This window comes from Enterococcus sp. C53 (assembly GCF_040887425.1).
Lineage (GTDB): Bacteria > Bacillota > Bacilli > Lactobacillales > Enterococcaceae > Enterococcus_B > Enterococcus_B hirae.
Genome location: NZ_JBFOFT010000006.1, coordinates 33881 through 47784 on the forward strand (window position 1 = coordinate 33881; position 13904 = coordinate 47784).

The following is a 13904-nucleotide window of genomic DNA, read 5'->3' on the forward strand; positions in this document are numbered from 1 at the left end:
CAAACACAAATATCACAAAAAAAGTTTTAAAAACTTTTGGTGGATGGTATTGATCTTTGTCAAAGCTTGTGATGGATCCATTACAGAAACAAATGACATATTCAAATCCCTGCTATTCAAAGACTGGACAAGATAGTTTCGATGGTTGTAGTAAAAATTATCCTGTTGCAAGATCATTTGAATTTGCTTCGGCTGATGCAAATGCGCCGTTAGTTTGTTATTACTGGTATCTGCTGCTAGAATACGATACGAGTCATCAATCAGATAGTTGGTACTGATACCATCACTATTGGAAAGATTCAACAGCTTATTCAAAATCGAAAGATTGATTGAATAGATTGCTGCGCCATAAAAATGCATTTCTGCATCTTTAATTGGAACAATGTAAAAAAGTTGTGTGGAATTAGGTTCTTTTTTCAGGGTTAGTCCAGTTGGAATATCGTTATCAAGATGTGAAAGCAGCTCTTTTTTATCAAGCGAATGATTATTGATTTTTCGTTGCAAAAAATTGTCCACTGACAAGCTACCGGTAGATGAAAACAATGTATTTGGTTTTTCTTTGTAGTAAAGATAAATTTCCTCAACAAAATCATTACTTAGCTTATATTGTTGCAAGCTAAGCTGTCCTTCACGAGCATAATAACTATGGGAAAGCCTTCCAGGTGAAAGATTAGTGTTATAAGGAATATGTTGAGTGATATTATCCAATTGCAAAAACTTATTTTCAGATGAGTACTTCAATTGGAGTAACTGATTTTTGGCTGTCAAAACAACTTGCTGATTAATGCTTTCTTTAGCCGTATGAAACCAAATTAACGATACCATAAAAAATGGCACTAGAAAGACAAAAAGATAAGATAAAATCGACTTAGAAAGCTGTCTGTGCTGTTTATTTTTCCCGTTAGTAGCAACTTCTCGTACCATATGTCCCTCCTTGATTCTTTAGCTAATCCTGTCGTGTTATCTAGGGCTTTAGTTATAAATAGCAACTTTTCATTTCTATAATTACTCCTCACAATTCCATCCGCACTGGTCAATGAATAGATATCTACAGGCTGCTGATCCCGATGAAAATACCTAAAAAAGCTGATCCATCAACTTCATAGAACCATTTTCATTATCCTGACAACCCAGCTTTTTGCCGCCACATTTTATTTACATATATCACAAATCTAATTTTTATCTGTTATTCTTCCATCGTTTCCTTTTATTCCAACGTATGTATGCCTCGATTATAAAGCGCTTTCTAAACAAAGGAAATCCTTGCTTAAAATTTTGATCATTGTTCAAAAATTAGCAAGATTTTTGTTCAACTCATTCATTTTTATTCAAAAGCATTTTATTCGCAAAAAGAAAGCGCTATAATAAAAGAAAAACTTGGAGAAAAAAATGGAGACTAGACGTACAAGCGATCTTTTAAGCTATTTGGTAAAAAAGAAACAAGCAACTTCCAAAGAACTTTGTACTCACCTTCACTGTAGTATAAGTACACTTCGCAGAGAATTACTTGAGCTAGAAAAACGAAAATTGATCCGCAGAACTTGGGGCGGAGCGATCTTGAACGAAACGACAAACATAGAATATACTTATCTTCAAAGAGAAGCCAGTAATATCCCGGAAAAAAAGATCATCAGTGAATTAGCACGAGATTTTATTGCACCAGGTATGTGTATTTTTTTAGATTCCAGCAGTACGGTTCTACACCTTATTCCACTACTTGTTAAGATACCTAACTTAATTATCATTACCAATGGTTTGCGTACAGCTTTAAAGTTAAGTGAATGTCAGAACGAATCTTTAAAAATTTATTTGACTGGCGGTGAAGTCAAACTTAATGCTAGTACAGTTATTTCAAATACACTTGATCCCATTACCAGTTTCTTTCGTTTCAATGCTGCCTTTTTATCTTGTCGCGGGCTCGACCATGAAGGGATTTATGAAGCAAACTTCAATCAAGCACAAATCAAAAAAGAAATGATGAATAAAGCACAAGAGATTGTTTTATTGGCTGACGAAACGAAATTTGACTCTACTCATTTTTTCAAGATAGGTGATTATTATGATTATGATGCGATTGTTACCAATAAAAAACCGCCTAAGATTTATCATAGAATCATTGAAAAAAATGACATTCACTTGGTGTATCCCACTGAATGAGAAATATAAATGGACAAAAAACGATTGGAGCATCCAATATTTCTCATTGTCCAACTTGTCGATAGAACTTTTGCAACCAGCCAAATAAACGCCCTTGTTACTCACCCTTTTTCTTCTCAAAAAGCAGGTGAATCAAACAGCACTTATTTGCTTCATCAAAAGAAACAGCACACCTACATCAAGCTATTGGTTGACCTGAAATCACAGATCCTCAAACAAGACAATCCGCTATAAAAAGTGTTTTGGTATCGCTAAAAAATGAACATACAGTATTGAGGCCATTGCTTAATTGTCTCTATCATTTATGTGACTGGAGGATTCTTCAGTCACATTTTCGTGCGCTTTGTGCGAAACAAAAAATCTGAGACAGAATATGATTCATTCTGACCCAGATTTGATTTTACACAGCTACTCAGTTCTTATTGCTGAGATATCCTCGATAGTCTTCTGTGTGAAGTAGTCGTTTGGCATTCTCGACTCTTTCTTTTGTTGGCGGTTCAATACCTTCTAGTGGATAATCTAAGCCAAGTGTTTCCCACTTATATTTCCCCATCGTATGGTAAGGTAGAATCTCTACTTTAGCTACATTGTTCAATGTCTTGATAAAGTCATCTAGCCGAATCAAGTATTCATCATAGTCACTGCGTTCAGGAACTAATACGTGTCTGATCCACACTGGCTTATTGATTTCAGAAAGATATTGCGCCATCTCCAGAATATTTTCATTATCCCAACGTGTTAACTTTTTATGCTCTTCGTTGTCGATGTGTTTGATATCAAACAGTAACAATTCAGTATACTTCATCAATTCTTGAAAACGAGAAAAGAATGGTTCGTCACGCGTGAAAGGCTTCCCACAAGTATCTAGCGTAGTATGCATACCACGCTCTTTCGCTTTCTTGAACAGTTCGATCAAAAAATCGATCTGTAATAAAGGTTCGCCTCCACTAACAGTGATACCGCCTTCTGAACCCCAATAGGAACGATAGCGCTCTGCTTGGTCTAATAGTTCATCCGCCGTATATTCTTTTCCTCCGCCTATATTCCATGTATCAGGATTATGACAAAATTCACAACGCATGCGACAACCTTGCATAAAAACGACGAATCTAACGCCTGGTCCATCTACAGAACCAAACGTTTCGATCGAATGAACATAGCCAATTGTTTTTTCTTCCATAAGGATCACTTCTTTTCTTTGATTTCATTTTATTTCAAAAGACACTTGAATCAACCGATTGCTAGGAAAAGACGAGGGCAAAGACCTCCGCCTTGCCCTCAACCTTTTTCAATCGTTCTTTTTAATGATAGATCGTATTATTTATTCCGCTTTACATTCTATCGTGTGATGTTCTCATCAATACGTCTAATTGTTGTTCTCTCGTTAGATCACGGAATTTAACAGCATAACCTGAGACACGGATCGTCAAGTTAGGGTATTTCATTGGATTTTCCATAGCATCACGTAATAGATCATTACTAAATACATTGACGTTCAAATGGTACGCTCCTTTAGAGAAGTAACCATCTAATACATTACGCAAGTTGCCGATACGTGTTTCTTCATCTTTTCCAAGACCGGAAGGATTGATCGTTTGCGTATTAGAGATCCCGTCACGTGCATACCCATAATTGATTTTAGCAGTTGAGTTAAGACTTGCCAACAATCCATTTTGTTCTGCATTGTAACTTGGGTTTGCCCCAGGAGCAAGAGGTTTACCTGCTTCACGTCCATCAGGTGTGTTACCAGTGTTTTTACCATAAACCACGTTTGATGTGATTGTTAATAATGACGTTGTTGGTGTGGAGTTACGGTATGTTTTATGACGTTTGATTTGTGTCATAAAGTATTCTAAGATCCATTCTGCTAACTCATCTGCTGCATCATCGTCATTTCCGTATTTAGGGAAGTCGCCAGTTACTTCGAAATCAACGGCAATTCCTTTTTCGTTACGGATTGGTTTCACATCTGCATATTTGATTGCTGACAAGCTATCCGCTGCATGAGAGATTCCAGCAATCCCTGTTGCAAATGTACGTTTCAAATCTGAATCCATCAATGCTAGTTGAGCTGCTTCATAAGAATATTTATCATGCATATAATGGATGATGTTTAATGTATTCACATATAACTCAGCTAACCAGTCCATCACATTCATAAATTTGTGTTTTACTTCTTCAAAGTCTAATACATCAGCTGTGATTGGACGATATTCAGGAGCAACTTGGGCACCAGTTACTTCATCAACCCCACCGTTGATTGCGTATAATAATGCTTTTGCTAAGTTCGCACGAGCCCCGAAGAACTGCATATCTTTTCCAACAACTGTTCCAGATACGCAACATGCAATAGCGCAATCATCTGAACCCCATTGTTCGCGAAGAAGATTGTCATTTTCAAATTGGATAGATGAGCTTTCGATCGCAATTTTACTTGCATAAGTTCTGAAGCCTTCTGGTAAATGTTCTGAATATAAAACTGTTAAGTTTGGTTCAGGAGAAGGACCCATGTTAGTCAATGTGTGCAATAGACGGAAATCATTCTTAGTTACTAATGAGCGTCCATCTAAGCCCATTCCAGCGATTGAAAGAGTCGCCCAGATTGGGAATCCTGAGAATAATTGATTGTATTCTGGTGTACGGGCAAATTTCACCATACGTAATTTCATGACTAAGTGATCGATCAATTCTTGTGCTTCTTGTTCGGTGATCACGCCATTATCTAAGTCACGTTGGATATAGATATCTAGGAAAGCAGAGATACGTCCGATTGACATTGCTGCACCATTTTGTGATTTGATGGCTGCTAAATAACCGAAGTATAACCATTGTACTGCTTCTTTTGCATTAGCAGCTGGTTTAGAGATATCATAGCCATATTTTGCAGCCATTTCTTTCATTTGTGCTAAAGCACGATATTGTTCTGTAATTTCTTCACGAAGACGAATGACTTCTTCATCCATTGTATGGAAACCTGTCATATCATGGTCTTTTTTCTTTTGTTCCATCAAATAGTCAATACCATACAATGCGATACGACGGTAGTCACCAATGATTCGTCCACGTCCATAAGCATCTGGAAGGCCTGTAATGATTTTGTTTTTACGTGCTGCACGCATTTCAGCTGTATAGGCATCAAATACACCTTGGTTATGTGTTTTACGCCAATCGCTAAAGATATGTGTCAACTCATCATTAGGTGTGTAACCATTACTTGTTAATGCATTGTTAGCCATATTGATACCACCAAATGGCATAAATGCTTGTTTCAATGGTTTATCTGTTTGTAAACCAACGATTTTTTCAAGATCTTTGTCTAAATAACCTGCATCATGTGAGGTAATCGTTGAAACGATTTCTGTGTCCATGTCATAAACGCCATTGCGTTCAAATTGAATATCATTTAGTTTTTGTAATTCTGCCCAAAGCTTTTCTGTTGCTTCAGTTGGTTTTTCTAAAAAGCTGTCGTCTCCACGGTATTCAGTGTAGTTATTTTGGATGAAGTCTCTTGTATCTACGCCTTCTTTCCATTTCGTTCCTTTAAATCCATTCCATTGCTCCATTGTATGGACCTCCCGTTATCTGTTTTATGTAACAGTTTTTACGTGATTAGTATAACACAGACGAGCATCTTTGCAAGGGTTTTCTTGTTTTTTATTTAACAAAAGATGGCGTTTTTATTCGCTTATATCAACAAACGCTAATATACCAAGCTTTAGCAATTGTGAACACTTTCATATTTTTTATCTTAATATTTATAATTTTTTAATAATCAGAAAAAAGAAGGTAGTTCTGTATTAAAACAGATCTACCTTCTTTCAAAAAAACTATAACAGTTAATCGGTAATGGCTACTTCAGGTGGCTCAATGACTTTGATCACTTCGCCACCTTTTTTCTCGTCAACTGCAAATGAGCCATTAGAGGTTCGATCGCCAATCGGATAATCCGTTGGGTCAATCATTAGCTCTTGACCTTTTTGATTGATGATCATTATTTCTTTGGCGTTTCCTTCAGACATATGAATAACTCGATGTGGGTTTTTCTTTAGTTCACGTAGAACCGTAACACCACGTTTTGCTCGAGAGGTTTGACTAATTTCTTGCGCAAGCATCCGTTTTACCGCACCACGTTGAGTGACGATGATGATTGGCGTATCTCCTTCTGTCAAAACGAGTAACCCGTTAACGACAGTATCTTCGTCTTTGAGGTTGATTGAACGAACGCCAGCAGCTTTTGCTCCTACCACAGGTACTTCTTCTAATGGATATCGTAACCCCATCCCTTGGTAGGTGACTAAAAAGAGATCTAAATCTGTTTGACCTTCTACCAAGTAAGACGCAACTAATTCATCATCGTCACTTTTGAGTTTCATGCCACTTAACGGACGACTCTTATAAGTACGCCATGGTTCAAATTCAGTCATTCGAGTTTGTTTTACCCAGCCATTTTTACTGATGAAGACCAATGTTTTTTCTGCTTCGATTTTTTTGTATGGAAAAACAGCTAGAATCGATTCATCAACCGAAAGATTGACAATCGTTTGTGAAATATGTTCTCCAGCATCTTTCCATTTTAAATCTGGCAATTCATGGACAGGACGATAAATGACATTTGCCTTATTGGTGATCAACAACACATGATCCAAGGTATTTAGTTCACCAGAATACAAGAGATAGTCCCCTTCTCTCATGCCGATTTCCTCTGGTTTAGAAGCACTATATGAACGTAGACTAGTCCGTTTCACATAACCTTCCTTCGTTACGCTGACAATCACATCTTCTTGTGCTACTAACACTTTTGTATCAATTTTGATTTCTTCGATTTCGTCTTCAATTGTCGTTAAACGTGCATTAGCATACTTTTTCTTGACCTCACGAAGTTCTTTCTTCATGACTGAGAATAATTCTTTATCATTAGATAGAATTTTGTTTAATTCAGTGATTTGTGCTATTAAGCTTTCTGATTCTTTACGTAATTCCGTAATATCCGTATTTGTTAGACGATATAGTTGCAACGTCACGATTGCTTCAGCTTGTTCTTCCGTAAACTGAAAAACTTCGACTAAATTTTGCTTCGCGTTTTTCTTATCTTTACTTTCTCGAATCGTGGCAATGACTTCATCCAAGATCGACAAAGCTTTCATTAAACCTTCTACGATATGCTGGCGCTTTTGTGCTTTTTCTAAATCAAATTGACTTCGTTTCGTGATTACTTGTTTTCGATGATCAATATAACTACTTAAAATATCTTTTAACCCCACTTGATGCGGTGTCATGTGATCAATAGCTACCATATTGAAGTTGTAATTGATTTGTAGTTCAGTATTTTTAAACAGGTAATTGAGGATACCTTGTGCGTTAGCATCTTTTTTCAATTCAACCACGATCTGTAATCCAGTGCGGTCACTTTCATCTCTAACTTCAGCAATGCCATCGATTTTTTTATTTAAACGGATTTCATCCATTTTCTTCACTAATGTGGCTTTATTTACTTCATAAGGGATCTCGGAAATCACGATTTGCTGCTTGTTCCCTTTAATCGCTTCAATTTTAGTCTTTGATCGCAGAATGACTTTTCCACGTCCAGTTTCATAAGCTTTTTTGATCTCTGCTTTTCCTTGTAAGATTCCCCCAGTAGGAAAATCAGGACCAGGGATATAATCCATTAGTTTCTCTAAACTCGCTTGGGGATGATCAATGAGGTAAATCGTACCATCAATGACTTCTGCTAAGTTATGGGTAGGGATCTCCGTAGCATAACCAGCGGAAATTCCCGTTGAACCATTGACTAATAGGTTTGGATATCTCGCTGGCAACACAGTTGGTTCTTTTTCAGTATCATCAAAGTTCCATACAAGATCAACCGTATTTTTTTCAATATCTGCCAACATTTCACCACTCAATTGGGAGAGCCGTGCTTCTGTATAACGCATAGCAGCTGGTGGGTCACCATCCATACTACCGTTATTTCCGTGCATCTCTATAAGTACTTCTCTTAGCTTCCAATCCTGACTCATCCGAACCATGGCTTCATAAATACTACTGTCCCCATGAGGATGATAATTCCCCATGATATTTCCGACAGATTTGGCAGATTTACGGAATCCTTTATCAAAAGTATTGCCATCTTTATTCATCGCAAATAAAATTCGTCTTTGAACGGGTTTCAATCCATCTCGGATGTCTGGCAATGCTCTTTCTTGAATAATATATTTTGAGTAACGTCCAAAGCGGTCACCCATCACTTCTTCTAGGGTTAGTTCTTGGACTTCTTGACGTTCTTCCATTAGGTGACCTCCTATTCTTCTACTAATTCAGATTGTTTCTCTTCATCGAACAATTCATTAGACGTAGCTGTATTTTCAATATCTTCTTTTTTATCTAAGATACTACCATCTTCTTCTAACGTGAATTGCACATGATTTTCGATCCATTTTCGGCGAGGTTCAACTTTGTCCCCCATTAATGTCGTCACGCGACGTTCCGCTTGAGCAGCATCATCTATCCTCACGCGAATCAACGTTCGAGAGGCTGGGTCCATGGTAGTTTCCCACAATTGTTCTGCATTCATTTCTCCAAGACCTTTATAGCGTTGCAACATATAGCCTTTACCAATTTTTTTGATGGTCGCTGCTAATTCATCATCTGTCCAAGCATATTCGACCACTTGTTTTTTTCCTTGACCTTTAGAAACCTTATAAAGCGGTGGTAATGCGATATACACTTTTCCTGCTTCAATCAATGGTTTCATGTAACGATAAAAGAACGTCAGTAATAGCACTTGAATATGTGCACCATCGGTATCCGCATCGGTCATGATAATAATTTTGTCATAATTGCAATCTTCAATTGAAAACTCAGGTCCAACACCTGAACCGATCGTATAGATCATCGTATTGATTTCTTCGTTTTTCAAGATGTCTTGCATTTTTGCTTTTTCAGTGTTGATCACTTTCCCACGAAGAGGCAAGATGGCTTGGAATTTACGGTCTCTTCCTTGTTTTGCTGAACCACCAGCAGAGTCTCCCTCCACGAGGTATAATTCATTCTTTTTCGGATTTCGTGATTGAGCAGGTGTCAGTTTTCCTGAGAGTAATGATTCACCTTTTTTACGTTTTTTCCCATTACGGCTTTCTTCTCGAGCTTTTCGGGCAGCTTCACGAGCTTCTCGGGCTTTGATTGCTTTTCGCACTAACATTTGGCTCATTTCACTGTTTTCCTGTAAATAAAAGCCCATTTGTTCTCCAATGACATTATCTACTGCCGTACGGGCAATTGGTGTACCCAATTTTTCTTTTGTCTGTCCTTCAAATTGTAAGAGATTCTCAGGTACTCGAATGGAGAGAACAGCTGCTAAACCTTCTCTAAAATCACTACCTTCGAGATTCTTATCTCGTTCCTTCAGCAAGCCCACTTTTCGGGCATATTCATTGTAGGCTTTCGTCATCGCTGACTTCATACCGACTTCATGGGTGCCTCCATCTTTCGTTCGGACATTATTCACAAATGACAACACGTTTTCTGAATATCCATCATTATATTGGTAAGCAACTTCGACTTCGATACCGTCTTTTTCACCAGAAAAATAAACAACTGGTGTCAACGTATCTTTTTCTTCGTTTAGGTAGTCAACAAATTCTTTGATTCCTTCTTCGTAGTGAAAAACTTCCTTGATTGGTTCTTCACCACGCAGATCAGAAAGTGTGATTTTTACTCCTCTTAAAAGAAAAGCTGATTCTCGCAAACGTTCAGATAAAATATCATAAGAAAATTTAGTAGTGGAAAAGATCGTGTCATCTGGTAAGAAATGAACTGTCGTTCCATTGGATTTCTTGGTTTTCCCGATTTTTTTCAGTGTACCATCAGGCTTACCACCATTGCTGAATTTTTGTTGGTATTCAATCCCATCACGGACGATTGTAACAACCAACCATTTTGATAAAGCATTGACCACACTTGCTCCGACACCGTGTAGTCCCCCTGAGGTCTTGTATCCTCCTTGACCGAACTTTCCGCCGGCATGTAGTACAGTAAAAATCACTTCAACTGTGGGGATACCAGAAGCATGCATCCCAACTGGCATACCACGACCGCTATCTGTCACAGTGATACTATTGTCTTCATGAATGGTTACATCAATTTCATTTCCATATCCAGATAAAGCTTCATCAACCGCATTGTCAACGATCTCATAGACTAAATGATGTAAGCCCCGGCTATCCGTTGACCCGATATACATTCCTGGTCGTTTTCTAACTGCCTCTAATCCTTCAAGAACCTGGATCGATGCATCATTATATTCGTTCTTTACTTTTTTTGCCAAGGCAAACGCTCCTTCAATAATACTTTACGGTTAAAACCGCATCACGATAATCATACTAGAAATACGCATGAAAAAAAAGAGGTTAGGAAAGAATTAAAACTTAATTACTAACTAACCTTTGAGAATACCATCTTTTTTATTCTATTGTTCGCTTTTGTCTTGCCGATTAAATATTTCACGTTATTTAAAATGCAAACATTTAGTTATCTTTTTCGTTCATATTGTTCCACTCGATTTTTATACAACGATCCATGACGATGTCTTTGCGATTTGCTGATTGAAGCTTGTTTGCTGCTTCTTCATTTGCGATACCTAATTGCGCCCAAAATACTTTTGCTTGAGTCTGTAAAAAGTCAGCAGCTACCTCTGGCAAAAATTCACTACGCCGAAAAATATCCACGATATCGATCGGTTCTTGGATTTCCTGTAGCGATGCATAGACCTTTTCGCCTAAAATGATCTCTCCTGCTAATAATGGGTTCACTGGAATGATACGATATCCCCGTTCTTGCAGAAATCGAGCAATTTGGTAACTTGTTCGTTCTTCCTTGTTACTCAAACCAACAATTGCAATCGTTTTTGCTGTTTTTAAATAATCGAAGATTTTTTCTTGTGTTGGATTTTCAAATGACATAAATAATACTCCCTTTCCTTCACTCTTTCAAGTATTTCCAATTGTTCACGTACTTTATTCATGATAAAATAAATATTAGTTTCAAATTGAAAGAGGTAGAACAATGAAATTAATTTTATTATTGGTACTTGCCTATCTTCTAGGCTCGATTCCTTCGGGGGTTTGGATAGGTAAATTATTTTTCAAAAAAGACATCCGCCAACATGGTAGCGGAAATACTGGCACCACCAATACTTTTAGAGTTTTAGGAAAAACAGCAGGTACAATTGTGTTGTTCATGGATATCTTGAAAGGAACCTTGGCAACTTGCTTACCAGTTATTTTCCACGTTACAACCATTAATCCCCTATGGTTTGGTGTTTGTGCGATCTTAGGTCATACATTCCCTATTTTCGCTGGCTTCAAAGGAGGCAAAGCAGTTGCAACAAGTGCTGGAATGTTACTTGGATTCAATCCTCTATTTTTTATCTATTCCAGTATCATCTTCGTTGTTACGCTCTTTTGTACTAGTATGGTAAGTTTAACAAGTATGATCAGTGCAACTTTGATCACTTTATCAACGATTATCCTTCCTTACATCGCACCTGGTATCTTACCTAAGCAAAACTGGCTATTGACGATCATTGCATTTTTAGTTTCTGCCTTTATTTTCTATCGCCATAAAGAGAATATCCTACGAATCAAAAACCATACAGAAAGTCGTATCCCCTTCGGATTGAATAGTAGTAAGAAAAAAAATTGACCTGAGAGAAAAACAGTTGACTAATCAGCCAACTGTTTTTTTAGCTTTTAAATGATTGATTCGTTAAGAAGCGAAAAGAAACGATTAGCAAAATAAAGGGAACATGAATCATTATACCTGATTTCCTCTGATTAATTGAAATCAAACAACTTTAGGATAACCACTATTTTACCGTAATCGAATATTTTGTTTGAAAAATTTCATGTGCGCCTAGTTGATTGATTCCAGCTTTTTCCATCAATTCTCCCGAGCTGCTTACTGTATCTGCGATACCACACCAAGGTTCGATACAAACAAAAGGCGCTTCTTTTGGATAAGGTGACCAAATCCCAACATATGGCATATCTTTATAACTCAATGTCACACTGTGGCTAGATTTTTCACTACGGATGGCATAAGCGTTCAATCCTTTCGTTTCAAATACTAGTGCATCATTTTCAAAAAGATCGTGTACTAATGCAAGGTTGGTATTTGTTTGTCCAAGTGTTTTTTGTTCCATATCGATATATGGCCCACTTAAAGGTAAACGCAAACGTGATTTTTTAGGTGAAAACGCAAGATAAAAATCATCAAAAGTCAATCCTTCTTCCAGAGGAACATTAAAGGCTGGGTGACCCCCAATCGAAAAGAACATTTCTTCTTCTCCAGTATTAGCCACTTGATAATGAACAGTGATCCCATCTCCACCTAATTCATAAGAAATCACTAATTCAAAATCAAAAGGATAATTTTTTTTGGTCTCGGATGTGCTTCTTAACAAAAAGCTGGCTAATTCTTGACCATGTTCGATTACTTCAAAATCCATATCTCTCGCAAAGCCATGTTGCCCCATTGAATAAGTCTTTCCTTGGTACGTGTATTGGTCATCCTTTAATCTTCCAACAAATGGAAATAAAACGGGCGCATGTCTTCCCCAATACGCTGGATCAGCTTGCCAAATATACTCAAGATTATTATCCTTTGATTTTAAACTGACCAATTCTGCTCCATGTTCAGCAATTTCAGCAATCAATTGATCATTTTGAATGATTACAGTCATTATAATTCCTCCACCGTTAAATCTTAGGACCTGAGATAGCTAGTCTCAGGTCCTAAGCTATTCTTATTTTTTCCAACAAGAAGTATCCGAATCATCCTTGGCATTACTCGTGTGTTTCAGCGAAAAGAAAACCCAAAGGAGACTCTTTTTGTTTACTTCGTTCCTACTGAATAGATTCATCTAATCAATCGGTCATAGATTTTTAGTAACTGTGTTTTGTTAATTCTTCTTTGAATCTGGAATTTAGAACTTTTAAATACGTCCCTTTCATCCCAAGGGAGCGTGATTCAATGATCCCAGCTGACTCTAATTTACGTAATGCATTGACGATCACTGAGCGAGTGATCCCAATTTTATCCGCAATATTGGATGCTGTTAAACGTCCTTCATCGCCTTCTAAGGCATCAAAAATCGCTTGAACTGCCTTCAATTCGCTATAAGACAAAGTATTGATCGCCATTTGGACAGCTGTTGCACTTCTGACATCCGCTTCAATACTACGTGATTTTTGATAAAGGATCTGCATGCCGACTACCGTCGCACCATATTCAGCTAACACTAGGTCTTCATCGGTAAAGGCTTGTTCCATCCTTGATAAAATAATGGTTCCTAACCGCTCGCCAGCACCAAAAATAGGGACTACTGTCGTCAAACCAAATGGGTATTTTTCTTTTGCTTCAAAAGGAAAAGCAGTCATTTCACTACTGATCGGAATATTGGCTTCCGTTTTGTTCAATTGATCAACTGTGTCAGTATAAGAATCGGGAAATTGCTTTTCAACAAACATCATTTTTATCCGTTCATTGTTGACATCATGACGTTCATCATAGCCTAATAAAACTCCTTCACTGCTAATGATATAGACATTACTATCTAAAATAGCACCTAATGTCACAGCCATTTTATCGTAAGGTAAATCAGCTCGCAGATCGAAAGTATTTTTTTGTTGTAATAATTTGTTGATATTGCGGGTTTTTGTTAATAAATCCGTCATTTTCTTCCTCCGATT

Annotated in this window: 11 protein-coding genes; 3 read left to right on the forward strand and 8 right to left on the reverse strand. The window is 37.4% G+C overall.

The window, feature by feature from the left end:
• Window positions 1-12 precede the first annotated feature (12 nt).
• Entirely contained in the window at window positions 13-924 is a 912-nt protein-coding gene (locus AB3I42_RS08815) for a cache domain-containing protein (RefSeq protein ID WP_088771438.1), read from the reverse strand.
• A gap of 465 nt (window positions 925-1389) precedes the next feature.
• Here AB3I42_RS08815 and AB3I42_RS08820 point away from each other — a divergent pair, with 465 nt between their 5' ends.
• Window positions 1390-2157, forward strand: coding sequence for a DeoR/GlpR family DNA-binding transcription regulator (locus AB3I42_RS08820; protein WP_306690469.1), 768 nt, complete (start codon window positions 1390-1392; stop codon window positions 2155-2157).
• Window positions 2158-2166: 9 nt separating this feature from the next.
• On the forward strand, window positions 2167-2391 hold the full coding sequence (locus AB3I42_RS08825; RefSeq protein ID WP_014834732.1) for a hypothetical protein: 225 nt from the start codon (window positions 2167-2169) through the stop codon (window positions 2389-2391).
• A gap of 178 nt (window positions 2392-2569) precedes the next feature.
• Here AB3I42_RS08825 and pflA read toward each other — a convergent pair whose 3' ends face one another.
• The 5 genes from pflA to AB3I42_RS08850 all read right to left on the reverse strand — a co-directional run bounded on the left by pflA (window position 2570) and on the right by AB3I42_RS08850 (window position 11114).
• On the reverse strand, window positions 2570-3337 hold the full coding sequence (pflA, locus tag AB3I42_RS08830) for a pyruvate formate-lyase-activating protein (protein WP_010737384.1): 768 nt from the start codon (window positions 3335-3337) through the stop codon (window positions 2570-2572).
• Window positions 3338-3488: 151 nt separating this feature from the next.
• A complete protein-coding gene (gene pflB, locus AB3I42_RS08835; RefSeq protein WP_010719453.1) occupies window positions 3489-5720 on the reverse strand; it encodes a formate C-acetyltransferase in 2232 nt (743 codons plus the stop codon).
• Window positions 5721-5993: 273 nt separating this feature from the next.
• Window positions 5994-8444 carry a DNA topoisomerase IV subunit A gene (gene parC / locus AB3I42_RS08840; RefSeq protein WP_010719454.1) on the reverse strand — a complete coding sequence of 817 codons (2451 nt, stop codon included), beginning with the start codon at window positions 8442-8444 and terminating at the stop codon, window positions 5994-5996.
• 11 nt (window positions 8445-8455) lie between these two features.
• Window positions 8456-10480 carry a DNA topoisomerase IV subunit B gene (gene parE, locus AB3I42_RS08845; RefSeq protein WP_010737383.1) on the reverse strand — a complete coding sequence of 675 codons (2025 nt, stop codon included), beginning with the start codon at window positions 10478-10480 and terminating at the stop codon, window positions 8456-8458.
• Between the two features lie 199 nt (window positions 10481-10679).
• Window positions 10680-11114 (reverse strand): CoA-binding protein, encoded by a 435-nt coding sequence (locus tag AB3I42_RS08850; RefSeq protein ID WP_010719456.1) that lies wholly within the window; start codon window positions 11112-11114, stop codon window positions 10680-10682.
• Window positions 11115-11217: 103 nt separating this feature from the next.
• Between AB3I42_RS08850 and plsY the strand changes: the two genes are divergently transcribed.
• The gene (plsY, locus tag AB3I42_RS08855; protein ID WP_010719457.1) at window positions 11218-11856 is read left to right on the forward strand and encodes a glycerol-3-phosphate 1-O-acyltransferase PlsY; all 639 of its coding nucleotides are present in this window, start codon (window positions 11218-11220) and stop codon (window positions 11854-11856) included.
• 163 nt (window positions 11857-12019) lie between these two features.
• On the opposite strand, the gene AB3I42_RS08860 is transcribed toward plsY, so the two are convergent.
• On the reverse strand, window positions 12020-12895 hold the full coding sequence (locus AB3I42_RS08860; protein ID WP_368022442.1) for an aldose 1-epimerase family protein: 876 nt from the start codon (window positions 12893-12895) through the stop codon (window positions 12020-12022).
• A gap of 202 nt (window positions 12896-13097) precedes the next feature.
• Entirely contained in the window at window positions 13098-13889 is a 792-nt protein-coding gene (gene codY, locus AB3I42_RS08865) for a GTP-sensing pleiotropic transcriptional regulator CodY (protein WP_368022443.1), read from the reverse strand.
• Window positions 13890-13904 lie beyond the last annotated feature (15 nt).